Below are 26,045 nucleotides of genomic sequence, written 5' to 3' on the forward strand. Positions count from 1 at the left end.
TACATTTTAAAAGGCAACTTTAAAATATAAAGCTACAAAACATAAAATCGCAGCCATTGGTACATAAATAAATTTTCCAAGGTAGTACCAAGTTTTTGTATATTTAGTTTTACTTCCTGTATTTATTTCATTTATTAGTGCATTTTTGTCCATAATCCAGAACCATGAGAAAGCACCGAGAGTTGCTCCCATAGGAATAATATAAATGGAAACAAGGTCCATCCAAGGTCCCCAGCCTCCAAGGATTGCTCCCTTAACTCCTCCTATAGGTTCCATGAAAATTCCCGGTATAAAGGCTACTAATCCTATAAATGCCAAAACTGTTTTTCTGTTCAGCTTTTTAAAATTATGAAGAATGGATTCGCAAACAACTTCAAACATGTTTTGTAAAGAAGAAATTCCGCCAAATAAAACTGCAAGATATAGAGCTAGGGCAAATATTCTTCCCCCCTTCATATTTTGTAAAATTTTAGGAAGAGTTACAAATAATAAACCCGGTCCTCCTTCAGGATTTTCACTGAAAGAAAAAAGTGCAGGTATCATAACGAGAGCTGCTACAAGAGCCGCTATAGTATCAAAAATTGCAGTTTGTTTTGCTCCTGCAACTATATCTTCATCCTTATTTAAATAAGCTCCACAAACAATCATGCCGCTTCCTGTTATTGATAGGGAGAAAAATGCCTGCCCCATAGCACCAACAAGAACCTTTGGATGAAGAACCATCTTCCAATCAGGCGTAAACATAAATTTATATCCTTCAAAAGCTTTTGGAAGAAAAGCAACTCTAAAAGCCAAAACTACAAATAAAATGAAAAAAAGTGGCATCATAATTTTATTTGCTTTTTCTATAGAACTTGCACCCTTTATACAGGTTAAAAGAGTGGCAACAATTACTATAAAGTGAAAGGGTATAACACTGAAATTTTTACTTGAAAATGACTTAAACCAAACTTCAGAATCAACTGTCATCAAACTTCCTGTCAAGCTTTGAAAAAGAGATTTTAAAACATAAGAAATAATTACCGCATAACCTATTGCAATACAAATAGACCCTAAAAGAGGTAAAATTCCAACAGCTTTTCCAACTTTAGGAAGTTTAATATGGGACCAGGCCTTTTCATAAGAACCTAATGTTCCAGTTTCTGAATACCTTCCAACAGCATACTCTGCGGACAAACCGAAATAAGAAAAAATAGCTATAAAAAACAAATATACTAATAAAAATGCTCCGCCCCCATTTGCTGCAAGTTTATATGGAAAACCCCACACATTTGCCATGCCTACTGCAGAGCCCACAGTTGTAAGTATAAAACCCCATGTTGATGTAAACTTATTATTTTTCATTTAAATCTCCTTAAAAATTTTCTTTATCGCTTTGCTCCGATAAACTTAACTATAATAATAAGCCCTTGGTTTTTTATTGTCAACTCTTAGTTAAATTTTGTTTTATTATTTAAATTTCCTTATAGGAAAAATTAAAAACATCATCTCTTCCATAATGGCCGCACAAGTCAAATTCCATGCGTGATTTTACAATATCATTCATGTTTAAACTTTCATAAATTATTTCTTCTTTATCCCAAACAGGTTCTACTAAATAGTGACCGTAAGGATCCACAATGGAACTTCCCCCACGACAAAGAAGATCATCTAATTTTTCAATTTCGCCATAAGTTTTTAAATCTTTAGGATAATTTTCCTTTTTAATTATCATGTTGCAATTTAAATAAAAAACGTGAGATTCTATAGCTATATGTTTAATTGTGTCTTGCCATTCCAAATTGTCATTAGTATTAGGGGCAATTAAAATAGCCATACCTTTTTCAGTAAGGGCAACTCTTGCAAGAGGCATATAAGATTCCCAGCAAATTAAACTTCCCATTTTACCATAGGGACTATCTAAAATTGGAAGCAAATATTTTTGTCCGTCAGCAAAAATTACTCTTTCACTTCCTGTCGGTTTTAATTTTCTGTGTATATATTTTAAATCTCCATTTTTGTCGAAAATAATGTTTGTATTGTATAAACTTGCATTATTTTCAGTTTTTTCACTTATTCCTATGCTTAAATAAGCCCCAGCTTCCTTTGCTGCCTGTCCTAAAAGGGCTGTTTCCTTTCCTGGAACTAAAATTGAATTGTCATAATACCTTTTAAAATCTTCTCTTGCAGAATTATCTCTATGTCCAACTGTAAAGCCGAAAGTCATACCGAAGGGATAACCTGGTATAAAAAGTTCTGGAAAAACAATAATGTCTGATTTTTTTAAAGCAGCTTCTTTTATAAGCTTCAAGACTTTTTCCAAAGTTCTTTCTTTGTCAAATATGTAAGGTGCAGCTTGAACAAGGGCAACCTTTGGATTTTTCATTTCTTTCATTTTTTGCTCCTTTTAAAATTATAATAATTTTTGTTGATTTTAAATCCTATAAATTATTTTGCTTCATAAAGACTATTTTTTGAATTTTTTAAATATTCCATAATAGCAAATCCTATAAATAAAAAAATTATAGGAATGGCTATATAGTCGCTTTCCTTTAAAGATACAATACTTACAAGAATGTTATATCCTAAGGGTAAAAATAAAACATACAAAATATAAAAAATGTTATTGCCTAACAATTTAGGAAGAATAAATAAAAGTGGAATTGCTAAAGGACTTAATATAAAAATATTTAAAATCGATATAAATGTATAAAAATTATCCATAAGTGTTGCAGGAAGGCAGGCTATTAAAACTATTAATAAAATCAAAAAAATCTTAAATTTTTTCATTTTATAACTCCATAAAAATAAAAAATTAAACTTTCACTTGCCTTTATTGTAACAGAAAAAACATTAAATTTTTATAGTCCTTGTATTTTAAAGAAAATTTATAATAAAAAACACTCTCAAATTATATTTAAATTTAAGAGTGTTTTTTGTTATTTTACAAAGTTTTTAAATTGTTTTAAATAATTTAGGCCCTTATTTTTATATGTTGCGCTATTTTTTGAATTTAGTTTTATATAGGCTATATTAAAATTATTTAAGTTTGTTGCAGCAAAGGGACTTCCATCGCTGGCAAAATAATATAAATTTGTAAGTTGAGATGGAATTTTTTCTTGTATTAGTGAAACTCTTCCTCTTTCATCAAGTAGATATCTTACAACTATATTTTTACCGTCTTTTGCAAATGTCTTATCTAAAATGTCATAATTATTTAAATAATCTACATTTTGACTTAAGGTGTCTATTCCAAAAATCATAGTATCGTATATTCTTTTAAGTCTTTTGTTTTCATCTTCACTAAATTTTGCATTTTCCAAAACTGTTTTTGAATTATTTTTTTCCGCCTCAAGTTTTGAAAGTTCCAAATTCAAATAACTTGCATTTTTTTGAGTTGGCATCAAAAGTGTATCGTACATTGATATAAGACTTTTTTTTAGTGCCAATATATTTGTATTAGATTTTTTAAAGTCTTCAGAATTATATTTTAAATTACCTTTCTTTTTATTAGAAATAATCCCCTTATAGAGATAATTTTTAATTAAATAGTTGGAATTTTTAAAATAATTAAAAACTCCTTCTCTCTTTTTCAGCATGTTGTTTTGAACTGTAATTTTTTCATTCATTCCGTTTATAGCTTCAAAATTAAATTTAATTGCATTATAAACAAGATTTGTTTTTGCGATTTCTATAGATCCTACACTTGAATTGTCATAATAGGTGGAATTTAAACTTTTTAATTTAAAGCCCCTATCAGCTAAGCTTTTTATTCTGTCGATGTCAAAGTTTGCACCTATAAAGTTTATTGCAGAAGTTTTTAAATCTTTTATGCCTGCTTCTCCATCGATTGCAATATTTATAGCATCAAGTTCTTTTGATTTTTCACCTATTTTTAATTTCTTTTCTTCAAGTTCTTTAAGTTCTTCTTCAAATTTTTCGTATTCACTTGTTCTTGTTTTAAGCTCATTTTTTAATTTTTCATTTTGAGTTTTTTCAAAAGCTATTTTTTCACTGTATTCACTGTAACTTTTATAGGAAAAAAATCCCAATAGCATTGAAATTATTATAAAGACAGAGCTTATTATTAAAGGCATTCTATTTTTCATCTTCAACACCTGCCTTTAGGGTTTCAATGACTCCCTTTCTCATAAAGAAATCATCAAATTGTACTTTTAATTCATAGGCAAATTGATTCAAATTTTTTGAAGATAAATTTCCAGTTTTAATTCCCATGTCTTCCATAGCTTTAAATATGGTTTTTAAAGCTATAGCACGCTCGTAGAGAGCGTTATAATTGTTATTGATATCAGAGGTCAACACAACATCATTAAAGTCTCTTGAAACGATTATGGCTGCGAAATACATAAGTTTTAATGTCTTTGTATCTCCATTTAATTTTACTAAATAACCAAGAGTCCCCTCATTTATATTTTGGTTCATAAATTTATTTATGTCTGAAACTTCATAAAGGTCTTTAGTTATCTGTTCGGTTTCAATATTGGACATATTTAGGAAATTTCCGATTATAAGGTCTAAATTTTCATCTTTAAAATAGTTGCCGATGTAAAAATCTTTGTATTTTATGATTATATTTTTAATATTTTCAGTAACTTTTGAATTTTTGTTTTCAAGGTTTTTAACTTCCTCATTTACCAATTCTTTTTCGCCCTTATCAAATTCATAACCATATTTAATTTTAAATTCATTTTTTAAATTTTCCAAATCTTCTCTTGAAATAAGGGCTTCTCCCTGAAGATGATCTCGATCAAAAGTTTTCTCTTCAACTTTTTTTGCAAGGTCCTTATTTTCATTTTTTATATTTTCAATGTTTTTGTTGAGGTTTGTAGAAAAATAAAAAAGTCCTGCACTGAAAATTAAAAGAAGACTTGCGAAAATTAAAAGTGCTTTATTTTTCATATTAAATCTTTTTTACTATCAAATTTTTTTCCATATTTTTAAACTTACTATCTATTTTTTTAATTATAAGATATGAAATAATCATCATTACAAATCCTAAGCCAACACTTAGCATTTGGCTAAATCCTAAACTTAAAGAAATTATAACTCCTGTAATTAAAAATATAAGTGGCATACCATATACAAGGCTTATAAATTTTAAAACGGTTTTTGCATCCATTAAAAGTTCTACCCTGTCTCCTGGTTTTAAATTTTGTGTATTTAAGACCTCTATATATTCAGGCTTTGATTCTGCACAAGCGGCGCCGCAAGACTCACAGGAGCCTCCGCAAGCGCTCATTCTTGATACTAAAAGTGTTGCCTTATTAGGGTCAGACTTTAAAACAAGTCCATATTGTTTTGCAGCTTCTACCATAAAATCACTCCTCTATAGTTTTTATATGCACCTCGCTAAGTTGTTCTTGAGAAAGTTCTGTTGGAGCTCCTGTTAATAGACATGAAGCAGATTGTGTTTTAGGAAAAGCTATTACGTCTCTAATATTACTTGAGCCTGTGAAAAGCATCATAAGTCTGTCAAGACCGTAAGCTATTCCTCCATGTGGTGGTGCTCCGTATTTAAAGGCTTCAAGTAAAAATCCGAATTTATTTTGTGCGTCTTCCTCTGTAAAGCCTAAAGCTTTAAACATTTTTTTCTGAAGTTCTCTGTCATTTATTCTTATAGAGCCTCCGCCCATTTCATCACCATCTATAACAATGTCATAAGCCTTTGCACGAACTCTTGAAGGATCACTTTCAAGGTACTTTATATCTTCTTCCATTGGAGCTGTAAAGGGATGGTGTTTTGCAACAAATCTTTTTTCTTCTTGACTATATTCAAATTGTGGAAATTCTGTAATCCAAAGAAGCTTATGATCATTTTCATTTATTAAGTCCATATCTCTTGCGATTTGATTACGAAGATTTCCAAGACTGTCATAAACTAGGTCATTGCTTCCTGCAACAATTAAAAGTAAATCTCCCTTTTGACCATTGAGTTTTTCAACAATTTTTTCCATAATACCGTCTTTTAAAAATTTACTTATTGAAGAGCTTATTTCATCTTCAACTTTTATATTTACAAGACCCTTTGCTCCAAAGGTTTTAACGAATTCTTCAAGTTTGTCTATTTTTTTTCTTGAATAGAAACTTAATCCGTTCTTTATATTTATACCCCTTACAGAGCCTTTTGATTCAACTGCAGATTCAAAAACTCCAAATCCTGAGTCTTTTACAATTTCACTTAAATCGTTAAGTTCCATTCCAAAACGTAAATCAGGCTTATCCAAACCGAATCTATCCATGGCTTCTTGGTATTTCATTCTTTGAAGGGGAAGTTTTACATCAATATTAAGCATTTCTTTAAAAGCTTTTTGTATAAATCTTTCTTGAACTTCAAGGACATCGTCAACATCTACAAAACTCATTTCCAAGTCTATTTGTGTAAATTCAGGTTGCCTGTTGGCTCTTAAATCTTCATCTCTAAAACATTTTGTAATTTGAATGTATCTGTCTAAACCAGAAACCATTAAAAGTTGTTTTAAAAGTTGCGGTGATTGAGGAAGGGCATAAAATTTTCCTGGGTTTACCCTACTTGGTACAAGATAATCTCTTGCTCCTTCCGGTGTAGGTTTAGTAAGCATAGGTGTTTCAACTTCAATAAATCCTTCATCATGGAAAAAGTCACGCACAACTTTATAAAATTTTGATCTTTGTTGTAGATTGTAGATCATCTTAGGTTTTCTTAAATCTAAAGACCTATATTTAAGACGCATATTTTCTTGAACATTGTCATCATCTTTTACATATATAGGTGGAACTTCCGATTCTGCAAATATTTTTAAATCATCAGCAAGAATTTCGATTTTTCCTGTTGGAATTTGATTGTTTACAGATGATCTAAGACGAACTTTTCCACTAACTCCAATTACAAACTCACTTCTTAATTTTGTTGATTTATTAAATAGTTCCATGTCCGGTTTGTCATTAAAAACAATTTGGACAATTCCACTTCTATCTCTTAAATCAACAAAGTTAAGAGAGCCTAAATTTCTCTCTTTTTGTACCCAACCGCAAACAACAACTTGTCTGTCAATATCTTTTTCTCTTAAATCTCCACAGTAATCTGTTCTTTTAAATTTTTTTTGATTTTCCATTTTTCCTCCATAATAAAAAAATCCCGTCCACAAAGGGACGAGAATTACTCGCGGTACCACCCTAATTAGGTATCCTCACTTAATGTTTTAACGTTACTTACGTTTATTCTTAAAAAAGTTGTCTCTTACAAAATTTCTCAGGTTGACTTGCACCAAACGTCAACTCTCTTATTTCTGAAATTTTCTTCTGACTTTCGAATAATAATATTAATGATTTATGAGTAGAATTATATTTAATAAAATATAAACTGTCAAGGAAGCTTTTAACAAATTCTCGAATTAATTTTTTCTTTTAATTCGTCTGCCTTTTTAGTAAGCCCTGAGTCAATAATATAGTTAAGAGCATATTTTGCGCCCTTGTCCATACCTTGACAGCCTCCAAGAAATACAAGGTCATCTTCTTTTGCGCATTTTAAAATACTTATTACGCTTTCCTCTAAGTTTTCAAATAGTTTAAAGTTAATATTGTTTTTTTTCATAACTTTTTCAAAAACTTCCAGTTCCTCTTTAGAAACTTCGTCTTTCCAAGTTACTGTTTCCTTTGATAAGCTGGCATAAAAATTTTTCGGTTTTAAAATTTTAAACCACTCCACGATTTTTTCAGCATTTTCTTCGTTTAAATGAACTCCCCTGTTGCCCCTTATGGCATATAAAAAATGCAGATTTTTATATTTCATCTTAGAAAGGGTTTCAAGACTTACATCTATATTTCTCACATTGGCAAAGTGATCGTCAATAATTTTAAATTTTTCATCATAAATCATTTCAAATCTTCTTTCAACCCCTTTAAAATTTTCCAAGCCTTTTATTATAATCTTAATGTCAATTCTATTAACAAGACCTACAATAATTGCAACTACTGCATTCATAACTGATGAGTATCCGGCAACATTAAGATCAATTTCAAATTTTTGTTTTTTTATTGTAAAGTCTTTTAACTTTATATTCCTATTTACATAAAAAGTAAATTTTCCCATCCCACTTGATAAGTCAAGATTTCCTATGGAAAAATCATATTCATAATTTTCTTCTTTAAGAGAATATGTTAAAACTTTTGCCCTTGTTTTTTCTTTTAAGACTCCTATTAAATCAAAGTCCATATTTAAAATTGCAATAGCATGTTCAGGAGCAAATCTTATAAGTCTTGATTTAACTTCATAATATCTTTCAAAACTTCCATGTTGATCTATATGTTCGCGGGATAAGTTGTTAAAAGTTACTATGTCAAAATCAACATTATCAACTCTATGAAGTTCGTCTGCTGAAGATGAAACTTCCATTACAACTTTTTCTATACCCTTTTCTACCATATCTCTAAAATAAAATTGCAAATCTTTGCTTTCTGGTGTTGTAAGTATGGATGGAATAATTGTATCTGCATATTTTGTATAAACAGTTCCTGAAATTCCCGTTTTAAACTTAGCTTCTTTAAAGATGGATTCAATCATAAAGGCTGTTGTAGTTTTTCCATTTGTTGCAGTAACTCCAACTATGTTAAGTTCTTTTGAAGGGTCTCCATAAAAGTTGGAAGCAATTTTTGCAAGGGCTATTCTGGAATTTTTTACTTTTATTTGAGGAGCTTCTATATCTTGAAAATCTTCAACAACTATTGCGACTGCTCCTTTTTCCAAAGCTTTTTTTATATATTTATGTCCATCTGTTTTATAGCCTTTAATGGCAACAAATAGGGAATCTTTTTTTACCTTATCAGTATGATATTCAACTGTACTTATTTCCAAATCTTCTTTTAAATTTTTTGAATCTAAAATTTCTAAAGATTTTAAAAGTTCTTTAAGTTTCATCTCTTCACCTCTTTTGTTTATTATACATTATTAAATATTTTTACAAAAAATTTTTTTGTAAAATCTTCTTTTTTTCAATAATTTCATCAATTCTCGTCATATATTCTTTTATGTCTTTAAAGTTAATAAATTTTTCAAATCTGTCTTCTTCAAAATTTAAAAATTTAGAGGAAGCACACATTCCAAAACCTAAAATGGACTCCTTTTCTTCTATCATTACAACGTTATAGATACTTGGAAAACCTCCAAGGGTCCACCCAATATTCTGACCATCCATTAAAATTCTCTTTTGCCTGTACATATAATAGGGTTTATAAAAATTTTTAAGCATAATCTTTCCTATTTCATCAAAGGTTATATTTAAATTTTTTTCAAAAAATTCTTCTTTCATAAGTTCAGATCCTCTTTTTAAGGCAAGGGTGTGAATTGTAATGTTTTGTGGTTTTAATTCTAAAACTTTATTTAAAGAATTTATAATCATTTCATGGCTTTCAAAAGGAAGACCTATTATTAAGTCCATGTTTACAATAAAATTATAATTTTTTGTAAGTTCATAGGCTTTTATTATATCTTGACTTGTATGATTTCTTCCTATATTTTTTAAAGTTTCATCATTCATTGTCTGTGGATTTATTGAAATTCTATTAACTCCAAAATCTTTTAAAGTTCTTAAAATTTCATCATCAATAGTTTCAGGTCTTCCACATTCAACTGTAAATTCATAGGGTTCTAAAAAAGACTCTTTTAAAACCTCTAATATCAGTTTTAAATTTTCCTTTCCAATTGCACTGGGAGTGCCACCTCCTATATAGATGGAGTGAGGTCTTTCTTTTTTATTTGAAAAAGCTTTAATTTCTTTAATTAAAAATTTTACATAATTTTTTATAAGTTCATTGTTTTTATTTACTAGGGTTTTAAAGGAGCAATACTTGCAAATTGATGGGCAAAAGGGAATGTGGACATAAATAGAAAATTTATTTTTGCCCTCTTTTAAAATTTCCATTTCATTTTTCCCTACCATACTTATCATTTCAATGGCTTCATCGCTTAAAATATAGTCTTCTTTTTAAAATTTTTTTTGCTTCATCAAAGTCAAAATTTTCTAAAAGTTTTAAAAACTTTTTTTGTGGGCCTCATGCCTGTAAGAGTTCCGAAATTAATTTTATTTTCTAATTTTTCTTTTAGAATTAATAAAATTTCTTTTTTTACTTTATTTTTGTCTAAATTTTCAATGTTTATCTTATATTTTTCATTATCAAGTTCAATAGTTAATATGTTTTTTTCTAAATTTGCACTTATATCTTTTTCCTTTTCTCTTGATGGGAAATAAATTCTTAAAAGTTCAAAAATTTCATGACTTAGATCCTGATCTTTAATATTTATTTTTATCATATTTCTCCTTAAAAAAACCTGAGACTATTTTGTCTCAGGTGATCTTTTTATATATACAATAAGCCCTATTAGTATAATGACTAAACTTACAAGCTGGCTTATTCTAAATTGTCCTAAATATAAGGAATCCGTTCTAAGACCTTCTATAAAAAATCTTGCTATTCCATAAACTATCAAATAAGTTGCAAATATTTGTCCTTGAAATTTTTTATTTTTGCTTAAATAGAAAAATAAAAACAAAGATAAGCTTATATCAACTAAGGATTCATACAAAAATGTGGGATGAACTTTTACTCCGTCTACCATTATTGCCCAGGGTAAATTAGTTGGACCTCCATGAGCTTCTCCATTTATAAAATTTCCCCATCTGCCCAAGCCCTGTGCAAAAACAAGCCCTGGAGCAAGGCAATCTAAAAAAGTTTTAAATTTAATATTTCTTTTTTTGCAGAAAAAGTAGGCAATTATAAATCCACTTATAATTCCTCCATAAATGGCAAGTCCACCTTCTCTTATGGCAAAAATTTTTCCTAAATTTTGTCTATAATAATCCCATTCAAAAATTACATAATATAATCTTGCTCCTATAATTGAAGGTATAAGGGCAATTATTAAAAAATCTGATGCGGAATTTTTCTTTAGTCCTTCTCTTTCTACTAACTTATCTCCTATAAAAACTCCTATAAAAGCTCCAAGAGCAATTAAAATTCCATACCACATTACATTGAAGCCGAATATGCTAAATGCTACTGGATTCATCTAAGCTTTAATTCCTTTATAATTTCTATTCCAGCACTTACTCCAAGTCTGTCTGCACCGTTTTTTATCATTTCTTCAGCTGTTTTTAAATCTCTTATTCCGCCTGATGCTTTAACTTTAAGGCCTCCAGCATTTTCTTTCATAAGTTTTACATCCTGAGCTTTTGCTCCTGCAGTTGAAAAACCTGTTGAAGTTTTTACAAAATCTGCTCCAGCTTCTTTTGCCAACTTACAAGCTTTAATTTTTTCATCTTCACTTAAAAGGCAAGTTTCAATAATAACTTTTACTATTTTTCCCTTTGCTGCTTTTACAACTTCTTCAATATCTCTTTTTACATCTTCATAAAGACCTGATTTAAGTTTTCCTATATTTATTACCATATCAACTTCATCGGCACCGTCTTTTATAGCTTCTTCAGTTTCATAAAATTTTGTATTTGTTGAGTTTGCCCCAAGGGGAAAACCAATAACAGTACATACTGATACTTCAGATCCATTTAAAATTTCATGGCACTTTGCTACCCAACAAGGATTTATACAAACTGACTTAAAATTATATTCCAAGGCTTCTTTACATAAGTTTTCAATTTGTTTTTCTGTTGATTCTGGTTTTAAAAGTGTATGATCTATCATTCTGTTAAGTTCCACTTATACTTCCTCCGGCATGTCCCAATTTGTATAAACATCTTGAACGTCATCATTATCTTCAAGGGTGTCTATTAATTTTTCCATCTTTTTAATATCTTCCGGATCTTCAAGTTTTACATAGTTTTGCGGTAAGAAAGTTATATCTGATTGGGAAAATGTATAATTTAAATCTTCAAGACCCTTTTTTATATCAAGATAAGCTTCAGGACTTGTAATTATTTCATAAGCATCATCATATTCAGTAACATCATCTGCTCCCAGTTCCAAAGCACTCATCATAAGTTCATCATAATCAAGGCCTGAATTTTTTTCTATTTCTATTATCCCTCTTCTATCAAACATAAATGATACGCTGCCTGGTGTTCCTAAATTTCCACCGTTTTTATCAAAGGCATGGCGAACATCCGGTGCAGTTCTGTTTCTATTATCCGTTAGACATTGAACAAGTACTGCGATTCCTGATGGACCGTAACCTTCATAAGTTATTTCTTCAAAGCTGTCGCTTCCAAGTTCTCCTGATCCTTTTTTTATTGCACGTTCTATGTTGTCATTGGGCATATTTTCAGCTTTAGCTTTATCTATAGCAACTTTAAGTGAAGGATTGTAATCAGGATCCGGTCCGCCTTCTCTTGCGGCAACCATTATATATCTTCCTAATTTTGTAAAGATTTTACCTCTTTTTGCATCTTCTTTACCCTTTTTATTTTTTATATTGTTCCATTTGGAATGTCCTGACATAATATTTTCCTTTCATTTTTAATTTATTTACAATAGTGTATTTTATCATAAATCTAACTAATTTAAAAGAATTAAGAAATCTTATAAATTATACAAACTTAATTTTAAGAAACTCCAAGAAATTAATCTTGAAGTTTTATTTTTATTTCATTGTTGCTATTACTTCCGTCCAAATATTATCATAAACTTTTACAAAATCACCTAAGTCTGTGTAGGCTTCAAGGGGGGGTAAATTTTTAATGTCCGGGTATGCAACATAAGAATCTGTTATTTCTTTTGGCAAAAGGTTCTTAACTTCAGCAACAGGAGACGTGTATCCTTCACACCAAGCTGCATTTATAGATGCAATTTCTGGCTTTAGCATATAGTTTATAAATTCTTCCGCAGCTTTTTTATTGTGGGCTTTTTTAGGTATACACCAAGCATCAGTCCAAATGTTAGTTCCTTCTTTGGGAAATATATATTTTAAATCAGGATTTTGATTCATCATCAAAAGAGCATCCCCTGAATACATTACACAAAGTCCTGCTTCGCCTTGCACCATCATGTCTCTTGCATCATCTGTAAGGTATGCATATACAAGTGGCTTTTGTTTTATCAGAGCCTCTTTAGCAGCCTCTAATTCCTTTAAATTTTTCGAGTTCATAGAATAGCCCAAATATTTAAGTGCAATGGCTATAGAGTCCCTCTGTGAGTTGTACATAATGATTTTTCCTTTGTACTTAGGGTTCCAAAAATCACTCCAAGAATCAATTTTATCTTTTATTATTGAGGTGTTTTGAATTATTCCCATTGTGCCCCAAAAGTATGGAACAGTATATAAATTTTCCTTATCATAAGCAGGATTTAAAAGAGATTTTTCAACTCCCTTCATGTTGGGAATATTTTTATAGTCAATTTTTGCCAGTCTATCTTCTTTAATTAGCCTTTCAATCATATAGTCTGATGGGCAAATCAAATCATAGGCATCATCTTTTTGAACAAGTTTTACATACAAATCTTCATTGGAATTAAAAGTATCATAGATAACTTTTATGCCGCTATCTCTTTCAAACATTTTAAGAGTTATAGGATCAATATAAGAGCCTGCATTGTAAACATTTAAAACTCCAGATGAATCTGATTGATTATTTTTTTTACATGAAGTTAAAAATACAATTATTAAAAGTAAAAATATATTTAAAGTAATTATTTTATTGACCTTCATATAACATCCTCTTTTCTTTTTGCTCACTTCTTTTATTTATAACAAGTAAAAGTATTAAAAGTAGAGCAAACATCAAAGTTGAAAGGGCGTTTATAGAAGGATTTATTCCCTTTCTTGCCATAGAATAAATTGTCATTGATAAGTTTGAAACACCGTGGCCTGTATTGAAAAATGAAACTACAAAATCATCTAAAGAAAGAGTAAATGCCATCAAAGCACCCGTAACTATTCCAGGCTTTATTTGCGGTATAACAACTTTTTTCAGGGCATACATAGGCGTTGCTCCAAGATCAAGAGCAGCTTCAAGCATATTTTGATCCATGCTTTGAAGTTTGGGTAAAATTGATAAAATAACATAAGGCAGGCAAAAGACAATGTGGGAAATTGTCATAGTAAGGTATCCTAAGTTTAAACCTAAAACTCCGAAAAGTCCCATAAGTGAAATTGCAGTAACAATATCTGGATTTAAAACAGGAAGATAATTTATTTCCAATATAGCTTTTTTTCTTGCCCCTCTTAATTCATGAATACCTAAAGCTGCAAGTGTGCCTACAACTGTTGAAATTAAAGTTGCAATTATTGCAACACTTATTGTAGTCCAAAGTGATTGTAAAATTAATTCATCTCCTATTAATTCTCTATACCATCTCATTGTAAAGCCTTTCCATGATCCTCTTAATTTTGAGTCGTTAAAAGAAAATACAATTAATACAACTATTGGTGCATACAAAAATATATAAACAAGATAAGTCCAAATTTTTCCGAAAAGTTTTTTTACCATGCTCCACTCTCCTTGTCATTTGAAAGTTTTTTGTTAAATAATTTAGGAAGCTCTAAAATTGCTAACATAATTGTTATTAAAATTACTGAAACTGCCGAGCCAAAAGGCCAATTGCCCGTAAAAGTGTATTGTTGTTCAATTAAATTCCCAATTAAATAAAATTTATTTCCACCAAGTAAGTTTGGAATTACAAAAGATGAAATGGCTGGAATAAAAACCATTGTGATTCCTGTATAAACTCCAGGAAGAGAAAGAGGAAATATAACTTTTCTAAACACTTGTGAATCAGTTGCCCCTAAATCTTTTGCAGCTTCAATTAAAGATGTATCCATTTTTACAAGGGCCGAGTAAATGGGCAGAACCATAAAGGGCAAAAAATTGTAAATCATACCAAGCATTATTGCTGTCATATTGTACATAATATTTAAGGGCCCAATTCCAAAAATTCCTAAAAATTTATTTATAAGTCCATTTGTTCCAAGAAGTGTAAGCCAAGCGTAAGTTCTAAGTAGAAAATTCATCCACATAGGAACTACAAAAAGCAAAATCATATTGTTTCTCTTTCTCTCTTCAAGCTTTGAAATATAATAGGCGCAGGGGTAGCCTACTAAAAGGCAAAAAATTGTAGAAATTGCAGCAACTCCTAAGGACACTAACAAAATTTTTATATAAATAGGCTCAAAAAATCTTTGGAAATTTCCCAAAGAAAAAACATAATCTTTTAAGCCCATAGCTTCTCTCCCATTAAAGGAATAGATTACAATTATAAAAAGAGGTGTAAGGACAAACATTAAAAGCCAAACTGCATAAATTTGAGAAAATTTTTTCATCTTAAACCTCTTTTCTCATAACGTGAATTAAGTCCGGTTCAATATTTATTCCTACATCTGAGCCGACTTTTTTTTCAACTGTGGATTGAACAAGATAAATTTCCCCGTTTACATCAACAGTCATTTCATAGTGAACTCCTTTAAAGACTGCAGACAATACTTTGCCATTTAACATTCCCTTATTATTGGTAAGCTCCACATCTTCAGGTCTTATAACAACTTCAACTCTTTCGTCTTTTTTAAATCCTTTGTCAACGCAAGTAAAAATATTATTTGAAAATTCCACCTTATAATCTTCGTGCATAATTGCTGGTAAAATATTACTTTCACCGATGAAATCAGCAACAAAAGAATTTTTCGGCTCATTATAAATATCGATAGGAGAACCTATTTGTTGAATTTCTCCATCTTTTAAAACAACAACTGTATCACTCATAGTAAGAGCTTCTTCCTGATCGTGAGTTACAAATATAAAAGTTATACCTACGGATTGTTGAATTTTTTTAAGCTCAACTTGCATTTTTTGTCTTATTTTTAAATCAAGAGCTCCCAAGGGCTCGTCAAGAAGTAAAACTTTAGGCTGATTTACAAGAGCTCTTGCAATAGCGACTCTTTGTTGCTGTCCTCCAGAAAGGGAGTCTATAGTTCTTTTTTCAAAACCGTCAAGACTTACAATAGAAAGAGATTCCTTAACCCTATTAGTAATTTCAAAATTATCTAATTTTTTTATTTTTAAACCGAAAGCAATATTTTCAAAAACATTCATATGTGGAAAAAGGGCATATTTTTGAAAAACTGTATTTATTTCTCTTTTGTATGGGGGAAGATCCGTAATATCCTCTCCATTAAAAATTACTTGTCCATCATCAGGATTTTCAAAACCCCCTATAATTCTTAAAAGAGTAGTCTTGCCACAGCCTGAAGGTCCAAGTAAAGTTACAAATTCATTTGATTTTACACTTAAACTTATGTCATTCAAAATTAAATTATCGGAAAAAGATTTTTTAATTGATTTAATTTCTAAAATATTATTTGTCATGTTTCCCCCTAAAAATTCGGCGGAGATGCTATCCAGATTACTTTTGCATCTGTTTTTGCCGTATTTTTTATATAGTGATTTTTTTTTGCAGTAAAATAAAAAGTTTCTTTAGATTTTAACTTTTGAATATTTTCTCCAAATACAAGCTCTATATTTCCTCTTAAAACATATCCCATTACCTGACCTTCAAAAGGAGGAATTTCTTCACTTCTTCCGCCTGGTTTAATTGTTATTAAAGTTGGCTCAATTAAATTTTTTTGTGCATTTGGTACAATCCACTGTAAATTATATTTAAGCTCATCATTTTCATTTTCAAAATAATCTTCTTCTTTAAAAACAATTTTTTCTTCCATATCTGAAAAAAATTCGTTTGGACTTGTTCCCAGAGCTTCAAGTATGTCAATAAGAGTGGCAACACTTGGTGAAGTTAGATTTCTTTCAACTTGAGAAATAAATCCCTTTGTCAGCTCGCTTCTGTTGGCAAGTTCTTCTTGGGTTAAATTTTGAGAAATTCTTAAAAATTTTAATTTATTTCCTATATCCATTTTTTCGCCTCATATATTAAACTTTAAGTTTTATTTATTAAATTTATTATTGCAAAATTGTTTTTTTATGTCAACTATTAAATAAAAAATTTAATATATTTTACAAAAAATCAAAAAAATTGTTAAGTTTTAATTATTTTGCTACAATTGAATAAATAAATGAATTTTGGAGAAATATTTTGAAAAGAAAAATTAATTTTGATTTAATGAGGGTTTTTCTTGCCTTTTTAGTTGTTGTTTTACATACAAGTGCTTTTTTTTGGCCACTTGAAAACTTTTCAGATAATAATTTTTTGTATTTGTCTTTTATAAACAGCTTTACTCGTGCAAGTGTTCCTGTTTTTTTAATGCTTAGCGGATATTTTCTTCTTTCAAGGGAAGAAAATCTTACTTATATTTTAAAAAAATCTTTGCACATATATATTCTCTTTATAATTTGGTCTATTTTCTATACTTTTCCTGCAATTTTAAGAGATTTTTCTTTTAAAAATTTTATAAATTTATTTTTATCATCGAACTATCACCTTTGGTACCTTATGGCTGCTGTCTGGTGCTATTTGTTATCCCCTTTTTTATATGGATTAAAAAAATTACCTGAAAAATATTTTAACTATATGATGGTCTTTATGATTTTATTTGGTCCTATTTCTTACAGTCTTTCAAATTTTATAAATATTTTAAATCATCCGACTCTATATAATTTATATTCGACTTTAAGAATTTATTTTTTCGGAAATATAATTATTTATTTTGCCTCAGGTTATTTTTTAAAAAAGGATTTTAACAAAATATTTGATTTTATTTTAAAAAATAATTTAATTTTATTTTTAATTTTTGTATGCGTTTCAATTTTTAACGGATTTTTAACTTTTCATTTCAGCAAAGTTGAAAATTCTCCTATTATGATTTTTTTTGATAATTTTAATATTATTGTTTTTCTACAATCTTTTATAATATTTTTATTTTTTAAAAATATTAATTTTTCTTCCATTAAAAAAAGCACCGAAAAAATTATTTTAATTTTTTCAAAGTGCTCTTTTGGCATTTATTTAATACATCCTTTTATCCTTAGATATTTGGGACCTTTATTCTTAGAAAAAAATCCCATATCTTCGACTTTTATTTTGTCTTTTATAATTTTCATCTTATCTTTTGTTTTTTCTTTTATAGTTTTGAAAATGCCCTTTGCTAAAAAGCTTGTCAGTTAATTTTAATTTAAAAAATCATATTTAAAATTACAAGGCCGATAAAGTTTGCAATGTAAAAATAAAATTTTCTAATTTTGTGATGAAAGACTATCATGCCTGCAAATCCACCTAAAGCTCCTCCGCATACTCCTAAGGTTAATAAAAAAAATTCAGAAACTCTCCATCCACTAATTTTTGCTTTAAATTTATCATAACCGTAAGCAGCAAAAGTTATTATATTTATTACCACAACTATATAAAACATTATTTCTTTTAAAAAATTCATATTTCTTCAATTGCTCCAATTACATCTTCTTTTTTTATTCTTAAAATTTCATGATCTGCAGATAAAACAATCCTTGATGCCTGTTTTATTTTTATTCTTTCAAAAAAGCTTCTGACATTTCTTGCGTTACCGAAATTTTTGCCCTTATTTCTTGTTATATCTCTTAAATATTGGCAAGCTATTTGTCTTGCATCTTCATCAATACTTCTATTTTCATTTTTTACATAGGATTCAAAAATTTCTATCATTTCGTCTTCTGTATAGTCTTCAAATTCTATTATTTTTTTTATTCTGCTTCTAAGACCTGAGTTTAAATTTATTAAATCATTCATTTCTTTTGTGTAGCCTGCCATAATCACAACAAATTTATCTCTGTTGTCTTCCATTTCCTTTATTAAGGTGTCTATGGCTTCTTTTCCAAAATCATTTTCTCCGCCTCTTGCAAGAGAATATGCTTCATCAATAAATAAAACTCCACCATAAGCTTTTCTTATGACATCTAGTGTCTTTGGAGCAGTTTGTCCTATATATTCTCCAACTAAACTGCTTCTATCTGCAACAACAAAATTTGTTGAAGAAACAACTCCTAAGTTTTTATAAATTTTGCCTAAGATTCTTGCTACTGTAGTTTTTCCCGTTCCTGGATTACCTGTAAAGATTAAATGATTACTTGTTGATGCAACTTTTTGCCCTAATTCTTTTAACTTTTCGTTATAAATATAAGTATTTTTTATTTCTTCCACTTCTTGCTTTACTTTTGACAGACCTATAAGGGAATTAAGCTCAACTAAACAAGAATCTAAATCTTGTTCTTCCAAAGAAGTTACATCTACTCTAAAATCAATGGCATCAAGAGTAGTAAGTTCTTCTTTTGAAACGGATTTTCTTCCTATTCTTAGAGCTCTTTCTTTAATTGCATCTTCAATAATATTTCTTACAGATCTTGCATTTGCAAAAAATTGATTGTCTTTAACTTCATTTATTCTTTTCATAAAGGCCTTTTTGCCATTTTCTGTTAAATTATATTTAGAACCTTTAGCAGTAAATTCCGCTATTTGTAAAAGTTCATCATCATTATAATCTTCAAAAACTATTTCATTTGTTATACGACTTTTTAGACCAGGATTTTTTTTCATAAGCTCATGCATTTCATCAGTATAACCTGCAAGAACAACTATTAATTTATCTCTGTTGTCTTCCATCTCCTTTACAAGAGTATCTATAGCTTCACTTCCAAAATCATTTTCTCCACCTCTTGCAAGGGAATAAGCCTCATCAATAAATAAAATACCGCCCATAGCTTCATCTATTTTTTCTTTAGTCAAAGCCGCAGTTTGTCCCACATATCCCGCTACTAAATCTGATCTGCCTACAACTGTAACCTTGTTCGTTTCTAATATCCCTAAATCTTTAAAAATATCTCCCAACAAATTTGCAACTGTAGTTTTTCCTGTTCCAGGATTACCATAAAAGGCAAAATGGTTTGATTTTTTATTGTCATCAACTATTCCTTGAGCTGCACGATTTTTGTTATATTCAATAGTGCTTACAATTTTTTGCACTTCTCTTTTTACACTTCCAAGGCCTATTAAAGCATTTAATTTATTTAAACTTTTTTCAAGACTATCCTTTGAATCTTCTTCTATTATTTTTTTTGACTTAGAAAGTTGTAAATATTTATTTGCAATATCACCTAATGGTCCGTTTCCTTGCTTTAAAAGAGTTTTTCTTGCAAGTTTTCTTAATTTATCTAATTCATTTACCCTATAATAAACTTCCATTTTTTCTTCAAAAAATTCCTCATCAGAAAAGGAACCTATAATTTCAAGGGCATCATAGTATTTGTTATTTGCAAGTAAATATAATAAATTAACTTTTTTTGACGAACTTGTATCTGGAAAAAATTTATCTACCTCTCTTTTTATTTCTTCAAGATATTTATAATCATTTTGCTTGTAGGCAATTTCTCCTAAAAGTTCATAATATTTTGCATTTTTATAAGAGGAATCTTGCAATATTTTTTGAGCATTTACATAGTCTTTATGATAAATATAAGCCTGAGCCAAATAATTATCTGCTTCTAAAAAATCTTTATTTTTTTCTTTTACTTCATTTATAAATTTTAAAGTAGAGTCCAAATTATTAGAATTAATTCTAAGCTCAATTTGTCTCTTAAGATCTTGGGTATTTTCATTAAAATCCATCTTTTCCCTACTTATTCATTATTTTTTACTTTATTTTTAATTTCTTGTGCAGTTGTCTTTGCTTTGCCATAAGAAAATAAAAGTTTTCTCCTATAACTTTCTTTATAAGGGTCCTTTCCATTTACAATGTCCGCATTTATTCTGTATCCCTTTGCGAACATAGAAGCTATAGGTAATACAAAAATAAAATAAAATGCTATAAGGTCTATTATGCTAATTATAGGTGAACTTAAAAACTTAGGTAATATTGTTCCTAAAATTCCATATACAACTTTGCTTAAGAAATAATATATAACACCTGAAATGCCCATCCTAATAATAACACTTACAAATGAATAAGGAATAAAACTATTATCCAAAGATTTTTTTACAGCTTCATATTTTTCGTTGAAAAATTCACTGGTATAATATTTTTTTCCTTCATCAAAAAGAGCCATATATTTTTTAGCATCTTCCATATTGATTGCTTGCCACTTTTGTTCGTGTCTTACAAGATATTTTATTTCCGCAAGTCTATAATAAGCAATGGCAAGAGGATATTTAAAACGAGAATCGTGTTCTACCCTGTCTTTTGCTAGGTCTATTGTCTTTTCATGTTCATTTAAATAATTTAAATAAAGGCACTCAAGAAAAATAGTATCATCAGAGTTTGGATTGAGCCTTTTTATATTATTTACCAAATACTCTACAATTTTTTTGTCCCTGTCTACAAAAAGACTTGCCCTATCTAAAAGTCCATATAAATACAAATAGTTAATTTCATAATTATTTGGATTTAACTCCATAATCCTATTATAGGTCTTAAATAAGATGTCTTGATTTACATTATTTTCAGCTTGTATTTTACTTAAAGCAATCCATGCAGGCTCATAGTTCGGAGCTTGAGAAGCAATGTTTTGAGCAAGAGACAAAGCTTTATTTTTATCCATATTAACAAGTTCATAAGCCTGTTTTATGGATTGGTCTATTGATAAATTTCCACCTTTGTTTTGAGTGTTGCTTTGTGTATTTTGTCTTCCTTGATTATTATTTTTTGCTTTGTTTAACTCTATATTAAGTTGGTTAATATAGGCATTTTTACTTTCTTCGGTTTCAAAAACCTTTATAGCTTCACTTACATTTTTAATATTTAGCTCCGCTTCCTGTCTTATTTCAAGTTTCGGATGGGTAGCACGACTTGTCCATTTTCTTAATTCTTTGTTTAAAATTCCCTTTATTTCTTCTAAAGAAGCATCTTGGGGTAGATTATAAATACTAAAATAATTTTTCATTTTTCACCTATTGTACATCAATATTTGATATTCTATTTGTTTTTTCCACAACTTCTTCTTTGGTTAAATTTGAATCTCTTTTAAGTTCAAAAGCATCTATCATTGTATCTGTAAAAGCATCCCATACTTTTAATTTTATAAGTCCGTCCTTATCATAGGATAAGAAAAATTTCATTTCAGATCCCTTAGGCCTTTGACCTGCAGGAAGCTTAATCTTAGTTTCACCTATAATGTTTACATACTTTAAATCTTCTTCATCGCCTTCGCAAACTTTTAAAGTAACTAGATTTTGATTTTCAACCAAAGTATAAAATGATCTTGTTGCATCAGTGGGAATAGGGGTGTTTTTCTCAATCATAATATAATTTCTCTCCACTCCATTGTCCATTGCTGAAAATCCAATGCCATGAGAGTTTACATCAATTATCTTTATTCCTTGCAAATCTTGATTTAAATCTTTTTTATCGTCAAGAAATTTTCCTTGGTATGCTGCTCCTATGGCAACAACTTCATCAGGATTTAATTCAAGAGAAGGTTTTTTATGAGTAACTTCTTCAATTCTATCTCTAACGAGCTTTATCCTTGAAGAACCACCTACTAAAATAGTTTTATCTATATCTGACCAATTTAATCCGGCATCTTCTAAGGTAAATTTCACCATGTCTATTGTCTGCTCAATAAGTCCTCTTATTAAACTGTTAAAAAGTTCCTGAGTAATTTCAACCTTATCTCTTATTCCAGAAGCATTAACTACAATACTTGTCTTTTGTTTATTAGATAAAGATTTCTTTGCTTCTTCAACTTTTTCTCTCAAATCTTCCATGGCGTAAACATCATCAAATAAATCAATTCCATGCTTGTTTTCTATGTACTCAAGGACATAATTTAAAAGAGCATTGTCAAAATCAAAGCCACCTAAATTTCTATTTCCATTTGTTGCAAGCACTTTTAATTCTTTGTTGTTTATTTCCATGACAACAACATCAAAAGTTCCGCCACCCAAATCATAAATCATGATTCTTTGTTTTTCATTGTTTTGTTCTAAACCATAAGCAAGAGCTGCAGCAGTTGGCTCGTTAATAATTTTAAGAACATTTAAGCCTGCAATGTTTCCCGCATCTTGGGTTGCCTTTCTTTGTGCATCAGTAAAATATGCAGGAACAGTTATTACCGCACCGGTTACTTCTTCTCCTAAATATCCTTCCGCTTGTTTTTTTAATTTTTTTAATATGATTGCTGAAAGTTCTTCCGGTGAAAAGAGTTCTCCATCTTTTCTTGCAAATTTAAAATCCTTATCTCCAATTTTTCTTTTAATATATTGAATGGTATCTTCAGGTGCAATAATAGCTTCATTTTTTGCTTCCGTTCCTACAATAGGATTGTCGTCTTCAAAATAAATAACAGAGGGGGTAACACGGCCTCCTTCGCTGTTAGGTATAATTTGCGGATTGTTATCCTTGTCTATAAATGCAACAGCTGAATTAGTTGTTCCTAAATCTATTCCTATTATCATGAATAACCTCCTTAATCTAAAATTTATTATATCATAGAAAAATTTTTAATTTATCCTAATTGGCATTAAAAAATCCCAAAATTTAAAATTTTGAGATTTTTTATAAAGATTTCATATTAACTTATTTTAAAAATTTTTTTAAGATAAAAGTAACTAAACCTGTAATTAAAATGGCAGGTAAGGTTGCCCCAATAGATAGGCCTTCTTTTAAAAATATCCTATAAATAATAAAACCTATTACCCAGGAAATAATATTGATAAAGTCAAAATCAGAATTTATCTTTTTATTCTTTATTAAAAAATAATCTACAATTTGAACTGAAGCCATAGGAGCAAAAACCGAACCTATTAAATATAAAAAGTTTTCAAATTGACCAGTATCAAAAAAGATTGCAAGAGCAATTCCTATAATTGTAACTATTAATGCCGCCCACTTTTCAGATATGTTTTTAAACAAACTTTTACAAGATACTCCTCCACTGTAGGCATCTAAAAAAGTTGTAGTTACCGTTGAAAAAATTACAATAATTAAAGCTATACTTCCAAGACCTGCTTTGAGCATTATTTGTGAAATACTTGATGAGCCGCTAAAACCTGCTGCACTCATGCCGATTATATACATCCAAATACTTGCGAAAAAATATACAAGACTTGCAGTTAAAGTTCCTTCAAAAGGATTTTTTGCATCTTTTGTATAATCTCCTATTAAGGGAAGCCAAGAAAGAGGCATGGCAATGGAAAGTTCTATTGCCTGACCAAAGGAAAGTCCTCCTGTCTTTTCAAAAGAAGTTCCCTTAAAAATATTAAAACTTAATATTAAAGTTAAAATAAAAAGAACGGACATAGAAATAATATTAATTTTTTCAAGATTTTTTATTCCTATTAAAATCCAAATAATAATTAAAATTCCAATTATAATGGACCACATATTAGTTGAATTTGATGAGAAAACTTCAGAAGATGCTCCTGCGCCTTGAGAAATCATAACCGCTGTCCAACCTATAAGTTGCAAAATGTTTAAAAAAGTAAAAATAATAGCTCCTTTTTCTCCAAAGGCAATTTTAACACTTTCCATAGCAGTTTTTTCACTTTTTGCTCCTATTAAACCTACAAGGAAAAAAAGTCCGCAGCCAATTAAATGTCCAATTACAATGGCTAATATACCTTGACTAAAACCAAGAGGAGCAAATAATGTTCCTGTTAAAATTTCAGCAATGGAAATTGCAGCTCCAAACCAAATCAAACCAAGGTCAAGATTTTTTATTTTAGAATTCAAAATCTTCACCACCTACAAATTTTTTCATAAAAAAACCTCCTTATCTCACCGAGTTCCTTACGGCAGAGAATAAAGAAGTATTCTTGCACTTCCCTTTCCAGCATTATCTGGCAGGTTGTAAGGGTATGATCTCAGCTTTTTCAAGCACCCCCAGTGATAATCTTAAATTTTTATAAAACTGATTATAATATTTATAGCTTTATCTGTAAAGTCCTTAACTTTTAAAAGACCTTTTTAATTTATCCAAATCAAAAAATCCTGCGACTCTTTCAACTTCAACTCCATCCCTTAAATATAAAAGTGTGGGAAAAGAAAAAACTTGAAATTCTCCCCTTAATTTAGGAAAGTCCTTTAAATTAACAGAAATAAACTTTCCGTCAAAATCTTTAAGTTCTTTTAAAGCAAGTTCTTTCATTCCATTACAAAGTCCGCAGTCCGGTCCTTGAAAAAATAAAAACACATTTCCTTTTTTATATTCCTTGTTAAAATTTTCAATTTTCATTTTTATTCCTGATATAATTTTTTAAAATTTTCACTAGCTTTTATTAAAGAATCAATTATTTCAAGTTCCATTGATGAATGACCTGAAATAGTTATATCTAAATTTACTTTATTTAATTTTTTGCTTAAAAGGTATGCACCTATAAATCTGCAATCCATGTCGTATCTGCCATGAACAATATGAGTTGGAATGTCTTTTATAATATGAGCATTATCTAAAATATAATTCATATTTTCTCTAAACATATGATTAACCCAAAAATGACACTCAATAGAAGCCATATTTATTGCATAATCCTCATCTGAAAAATCCTCTGTAACTTTTTCACTTGGTTTTAAAGTAGTTATACTTCCCTCCCAAATGGACCAAGCTTTTGCAGCTTCAATTTTTACTTTTTCATCTTGTCCCGTTAATCTTTTATAATAAGCCTTTATTAAATCTTTTCTTTCATTTTCTGGAATTATTGAAATAAAATTTTCCCATTTGTCAGGAAATATATTTGAAGCTCCTCCCTCTTGATATATCCAATCTATATCTTCCTGTCTTCCTAAAAAAATCCCTCGTAAAATTAATCCTATAACTTTTTCAGGATGCTTAATTGCGTATGAAAGAGCCAGGGTGCTACCCCAAGAGCCTCCAAACACAATCCACTTATCTATATTTAGTCTTTCTCTAATTTTTTCCATATCGGAAATTATTGCATCAGTATTATTGTCTTTTAAACAAGCTTTAGGTCTGCTTTTTCCACTGCCCCTTTGATCAAATAAAATAATCCTGTAAAAATCCGGATCAAAAAATCTTCTGCAATCAGGACTAGTTCCACACCCAGGTCCTCCATGTAAAAAAACTATAGGTTTTCCATTGGGATTTCCTGATTCTTCAAAGTAAATTTCATGTAAGTCATCAACTTTTATATATTCACTAAAATTTTTTTCTATGGGTCTGTATAATTCTCTTAATTTTTTCATATTTTATCCC

At 29.4% G+C, this 26,045-nt stretch carries 26 protein-coding genes and 1 riboswitch; of the genes, 1 reads left to right on the forward strand and 25 read right to left on the reverse strand.

The annotated features are described in order from the left end of the window. Nucleotides 1–6 precede the first annotated feature (6 nt). The 18 genes from HMPREF1253_RS09090 to HMPREF1253_RS09170 all read right to left on the reverse strand — a co-directional run bounded on the left by HMPREF1253_RS09090 (nucleotide 7) and on the right by HMPREF1253_RS09170 (nucleotide 16,828). A complete protein-coding gene (locus tag HMPREF1253_RS09090; protein ID WP_023056520.1) occupies nucleotides 7–1,344 on the reverse strand; it encodes a sodium-dependent transporter in 1,338 nt (445 codons plus the stop codon). Nucleotides 1,345–1,453: 109 nt separating this feature from the next. After that, nucleotides 1,454–2,374, reverse strand: coding sequence for a carbon-nitrogen hydrolase family protein (locus tag HMPREF1253_RS09095; RefSeq protein WP_023056463.1), 921 nt, complete (start codon nucleotides 2,372–2,374; stop codon nucleotides 1,454–1,456). Between the two features lie 53 nt (nucleotides 2,375–2,427). Next, on the reverse strand, nucleotides 2,428–2,769 hold the full coding sequence (locus HMPREF1253_RS09765; RefSeq protein WP_023056505.1) for a hypothetical protein: 342 nt from the start codon (nucleotides 2,767–2,769) through the stop codon (nucleotides 2,428–2,430). A 149-nt stretch (nucleotides 2,770–2,918) separates the two neighbouring features. Next, entirely contained in the window at nucleotides 2,919–4,088 is a 1,170-nt protein-coding gene (locus HMPREF1253_RS09105) for a hypothetical protein (RefSeq protein WP_023056525.1), read from the reverse strand. After that, a complete protein-coding gene (locus HMPREF1253_RS09110) occupies nucleotides 4,078–4,899 on the reverse strand; it encodes a hypothetical protein (protein WP_023056482.1) in 822 nt (273 codons plus the stop codon). The genes HMPREF1253_RS09105 and HMPREF1253_RS09110 overlap by 11 nt, the downstream gene beginning before the upstream one ends. Before the next feature lies 1 nt (nucleotide 4,900). Next, a complete protein-coding gene (locus HMPREF1253_RS09115; protein WP_023056568.1) occupies nucleotides 4,901–5,314 on the reverse strand; it encodes a SoxR reducing system RseC family protein in 414 nt (137 codons plus the stop codon). A 4-nt stretch (nucleotides 5,315–5,318) separates the two neighbouring features. Next, the gene (aspS, locus tag HMPREF1253_RS09120) at nucleotides 5,319–7,091 is read right to left on the reverse strand and encodes an aspartate--tRNA ligase (protein ID WP_023056559.1); all 1,773 of its coding nucleotides are present in this window, start codon (nucleotides 7,089–7,091) and stop codon (nucleotides 5,319–5,321) included. A 263-nt stretch (nucleotides 7,092–7,354) separates the two neighbouring features. Then, nucleotides 7,355–8,893, reverse strand: a complete 1,539-nt coding sequence (locus HMPREF1253_RS09125; protein ID WP_023056492.1) for a Mur ligase family protein — start codon at nucleotides 8,891–8,893, stop codon at nucleotides 7,355–7,357. Between the two features lie 40 nt (nucleotides 8,894–8,933). Then, the gene (gene hemZ / locus HMPREF1253_RS09130; protein WP_255349236.1) at nucleotides 8,934–9,947 is read right to left on the reverse strand and encodes a coproporphyrinogen dehydrogenase HemZ; all 1,014 of its coding nucleotides are present in this window, start codon (nucleotides 9,945–9,947) and stop codon (nucleotides 8,934–8,936) included. 38 nt (nucleotides 9,948–9,985) lie between these two features. Further along, a complete protein-coding gene (locus tag HMPREF1253_RS09770; protein ID WP_023056549.1) occupies nucleotides 9,986–10,285 on the reverse strand; it encodes a hypothetical protein in 300 nt (99 codons plus the stop codon). 24 nt (nucleotides 10,286–10,309) lie between these two features. Then, nucleotides 10,310–11,041 (reverse strand): prolipoprotein diacylglyceryl transferase, encoded by a 732-nt coding sequence (gene lgt / locus HMPREF1253_RS09135; protein WP_023056542.1) that lies wholly within the window; start codon nucleotides 11,039–11,041, stop codon nucleotides 10,310–10,312. Next, on the reverse strand, nucleotides 11,038–11,688 hold the full coding sequence (deoC, locus tag HMPREF1253_RS09140; RefSeq protein WP_023056489.1) for a deoxyribose-phosphate aldolase: 651 nt from the start codon (nucleotides 11,686–11,688) through the stop codon (nucleotides 11,038–11,040). The genes lgt and deoC overlap by 4 nt, the downstream gene beginning before the upstream one ends. Continuing rightward, on the reverse strand, nucleotides 11,689–12,426 hold the full coding sequence (locus HMPREF1253_RS09145; RefSeq protein ID WP_023056533.1) for a YebC/PmpR family DNA-binding transcriptional regulator: 738 nt from the start codon (nucleotides 12,424–12,426) through the stop codon (nucleotides 11,689–11,691). Nucleotides 12,427–12,568: 142 nt separating this feature from the next. Beyond that, nucleotides 12,569–13,633, reverse strand: coding sequence for a PotD/PotF family extracellular solute-binding protein (locus HMPREF1253_RS09150; protein WP_023056478.1), 1,065 nt, complete (start codon nucleotides 13,631–13,633; stop codon nucleotides 12,569–12,571). Further along, entirely contained in the window at nucleotides 13,620–14,414 is a 795-nt protein-coding gene (locus HMPREF1253_RS09155; RefSeq protein ID WP_023056490.1) for an ABC transporter permease, read from the reverse strand. Before HMPREF1253_RS09155 ends, HMPREF1253_RS09150 begins: the two co-directional genes overlap by 14 nt. Further along, complete coding sequence (locus HMPREF1253_RS09160; RefSeq protein WP_023056486.1) at nucleotides 14,408–15,244, reverse strand: ABC transporter permease; 837 nt, start codon at nucleotides 15,242–15,244, stop codon at nucleotides 14,408–14,410. The genes HMPREF1253_RS09155 and HMPREF1253_RS09160 overlap by 7 nt, the downstream gene beginning before the upstream one ends. Before the next feature lies 1 nt (nucleotide 15,245). Further along, nucleotides 15,246–16,283: a spermidine/putrescine ABC transporter ATP-binding protein gene (potA, locus tag HMPREF1253_RS09165; RefSeq protein ID WP_023056506.1), complete on the reverse strand. Its 1,038-nt coding sequence runs from the start codon at nucleotides 16,281–16,283 to the stop codon at nucleotides 15,246–15,248. An 8-nt stretch (nucleotides 16,284–16,291) separates the two neighbouring features. Continuing rightward, nucleotides 16,292–16,828, reverse strand: a complete 537-nt coding sequence (locus HMPREF1253_RS09170) for a helix-turn-helix domain-containing protein (protein ID WP_023056536.1) — start codon at nucleotides 16,826–16,828, stop codon at nucleotides 16,292–16,294. A gap of 206 nt (nucleotides 16,829–17,034) precedes the next feature. Between HMPREF1253_RS09170 and HMPREF1253_RS10750 the strand changes: the two genes are divergently transcribed. Then, nucleotides 17,035–18,036, forward strand: coding sequence for an acyltransferase (locus tag HMPREF1253_RS10750; RefSeq protein WP_369758380.1), 1,002 nt, complete (start codon nucleotides 17,035–17,037; stop codon nucleotides 18,034–18,036). A 7-nt stretch (nucleotides 18,037–18,043) separates the two neighbouring features. Here the strand turns inward: HMPREF1253_RS10750 and HMPREF1253_RS09180 are convergent, their stop codons facing one another. From HMPREF1253_RS09180 to pip, 7 genes are all read right to left on the reverse strand, one after another. Further along, nucleotides 18,044–18,301: a DUF1294 domain-containing protein gene (locus tag HMPREF1253_RS09180; RefSeq protein ID WP_023056519.1), complete on the reverse strand. Its 258-nt coding sequence runs from the start codon at nucleotides 18,299–18,301 to the stop codon at nucleotides 18,044–18,046. Beyond that, a complete protein-coding gene (locus tag HMPREF1253_RS09185; protein ID WP_023056528.1) occupies nucleotides 18,298–20,505 on the reverse strand; it encodes an AAA family ATPase in 2,208 nt (735 codons plus the stop codon). The genes HMPREF1253_RS09180 and HMPREF1253_RS09185 overlap by 4 nt, the downstream gene beginning before the upstream one ends. Nucleotides 20,506–20,516: 11 nt before the next feature. Continuing rightward, on the reverse strand, nucleotides 20,517–21,776 hold the full coding sequence (locus HMPREF1253_RS09190) for a hypothetical protein (RefSeq protein ID WP_023056531.1): 1,260 nt from the start codon (nucleotides 21,774–21,776) through the stop codon (nucleotides 20,517–20,519). 7 nt (nucleotides 21,777–21,783) lie between these two features. Continuing rightward, a complete protein-coding gene (locus tag HMPREF1253_RS09195; RefSeq protein ID WP_023056558.1) occupies nucleotides 21,784–23,289 on the reverse strand; it encodes an Hsp70 family protein in 1,506 nt (501 codons plus the stop codon). A gap of 121 nt (nucleotides 23,290–23,410) precedes the next feature. Further along, nucleotides 23,411–24,565: a putative hydroxymethylpyrimidine transporter CytX gene (gene cytX / locus HMPREF1253_RS09200; protein ID WP_023056523.1), complete on the reverse strand. Its 1,155-nt coding sequence runs from the start codon at nucleotides 24,563–24,565 to the stop codon at nucleotides 23,411–23,413. A gap of 73 nt (nucleotides 24,566–24,638) precedes the next feature. Continuing rightward, a riboswitch (TPP riboswitch) is annotated at nucleotides 24,639–24,727 on the reverse strand. Between the two features lie 52 nt (nucleotides 24,728–24,779). Continuing rightward, entirely contained in the window at nucleotides 24,780–25,067 is a 288-nt protein-coding gene (locus HMPREF1253_RS09205) for a co-chaperone YbbN (RefSeq protein WP_023056504.1), read from the reverse strand. Between the two features lie 2 nt (nucleotides 25,068–25,069). Continuing rightward, a complete protein-coding gene (gene pip / locus HMPREF1253_RS09210) occupies nucleotides 25,070–26,035 on the reverse strand; it encodes a prolyl aminopeptidase (RefSeq protein WP_023056473.1) in 966 nt (321 codons plus the stop codon). Nucleotides 26,036–26,045: the final 10 nt, after the last annotated feature.

The sequence above is a fragment of the Peptoniphilus sp. BV3C26 genome, from assembly GCF_000478985.1.
Classification (GTDB): Bacteria; Bacillota; Clostridia; order Tissierellales; family Peptoniphilaceae; genus Peptoniphilus_B; species Peptoniphilus_B koenoeneniae.

Bases quoted from the DNA above. Each gene is read 5' to 3' on its own strand.
- pip (WP_023056473.1), bottom strand. From the start codon at position 26,035: ATGAAAAAATTAAGAGAATTATACAGACCCATAGAAAAAAATTTTAGT.
- HMPREF1253_RS09110 (WP_023056482.1), bottom strand. From the start codon at position 4,899: ATGAAAAATAAAGCACTTTTAATTTTCGCAAGTCTTCTTTTAATTTTC.
- HMPREF1253_RS09095 (WP_023056463.1), bottom strand. From the start codon at position 2,374: ATGAAAGAAATGAAAAATCCAAAGGTTGCCCTTGTTCAAGCTGCACCT.
- HMPREF1253_RS09195 (WP_023056558.1), bottom strand. From the start codon at position 23,289: ATGATAATAGGAATAGATTTAGGAACAACTAATTCAGCTGTTGCATTT.
- HMPREF1253_RS09180 (WP_023056519.1), bottom strand. From the start codon at position 18,301: ATGAATTTTTTAAAAGAAATAATGTTTTATATAGTTGTGGTAATAAAT.
- HMPREF1253_RS09105 (WP_023056525.1), bottom strand. From the start codon at position 4,088: ATGAAAAATAGAATGCCTTTAATAATAAGCTCTGTCTTTATAATAATT.
- HMPREF1253_RS09150 (WP_023056478.1), bottom strand. From the start codon at position 13,633: ATGAAGGTCAATAAAATAATTACTTTAAATATATTTTTACTTTTAATA.
- HMPREF1253_RS09125 (WP_023056492.1), bottom strand. From the start codon at position 8,893: ATGAAACTTAAAGAACTTTTAAAATCTTTAGAAATTTTAGATTCAAAA.
- HMPREF1253_RS09090 (WP_023056520.1), bottom strand. From the start codon at position 1,344: ATGAAAAATAATAAGTTTACATCAACATGGGGTTTTATACTTACAACT.
- HMPREF1253_RS09765 (WP_023056505.1), bottom strand. From the start codon at position 2,769: ATGAAAAAATTTAAGATTTTTTTGATTTTATTAATAGTTTTAATAGCC.
- aspS (WP_023056559.1), bottom strand. From the start codon at position 7,091: ATGGAAAATCAAAAAAAATTTAAAAGAACAGATTACTGTGGAGATTTA.
- potA (WP_023056506.1), bottom strand. From the start codon at position 16,283: ATGACAAATAATATTTTAGAAATTAAATCAATTAAAAAATCTTTTTCC.
- HMPREF1253_RS09160 (WP_023056486.1), bottom strand. From the start codon at position 15,244: ATGAAAAAATTTTCTCAAATTTATGCAGTTTGGCTTTTAATGTTTGTC.
- lgt (WP_023056542.1), bottom strand. From the start codon at position 11,041: ATGAATCCAGTAGCATTTAGCATATTCGGCTTCAATGTAATGTGGTAT.
- HMPREF1253_RS09190 (WP_023056531.1), bottom strand. From the start codon at position 21,776: ATGAAAAATTATTTTAGTATTTATAATCTACCCCAAGATGCTTCTTTA.
- HMPREF1253_RS09155 (WP_023056490.1), bottom strand. From the start codon at position 14,414: ATGGTAAAAAAACTTTTCGGAAAAATTTGGACTTATCTTGTTTATATA.
- HMPREF1253_RS09145 (WP_023056533.1), bottom strand. From the start codon at position 12,426: ATGTCAGGACATTCCAAATGGAACAATATAAAAAATAAAAAGGGTAAA.
- HMPREF1253_RS09115 (WP_023056568.1), bottom strand. From the start codon at position 5,314: ATGGTAGAAGCTGCAAAACAATATGGACTTGTTTTAAAGTCTGACCCT.
- HMPREF1253_RS09170 (WP_023056536.1), bottom strand. From the start codon at position 16,828: ATGGATATAGGAAATAAATTAAAATTTTTAAGAATTTCTCAAAATTTA.
- HMPREF1253_RS09770 (WP_023056549.1), bottom strand. From the start codon at position 10,285: ATGATAAAAATAAATATTAAAGATCAGGATCTAAGTCATGAAATTTTT.
- HMPREF1253_RS09185 (WP_023056528.1), bottom strand. From the start codon at position 20,505: ATGGATTTTAATGAAAATACCCAAGATCTTAAGAGACAAATTGAGCTT.
- HMPREF1253_RS10750 (WP_369758380.1), top strand. From the start codon at position 17,035: ATGAGGGTTTTTCTTGCCTTTTTAGTTGTTGTTTTACATACAAGTGCT.
- HMPREF1253_RS09205 (WP_023056504.1), bottom strand. From the start codon at position 25,067: ATGAAAATTGAAAATTTTAACAAGGAATATAAAAAAGGAAATGTGTTT.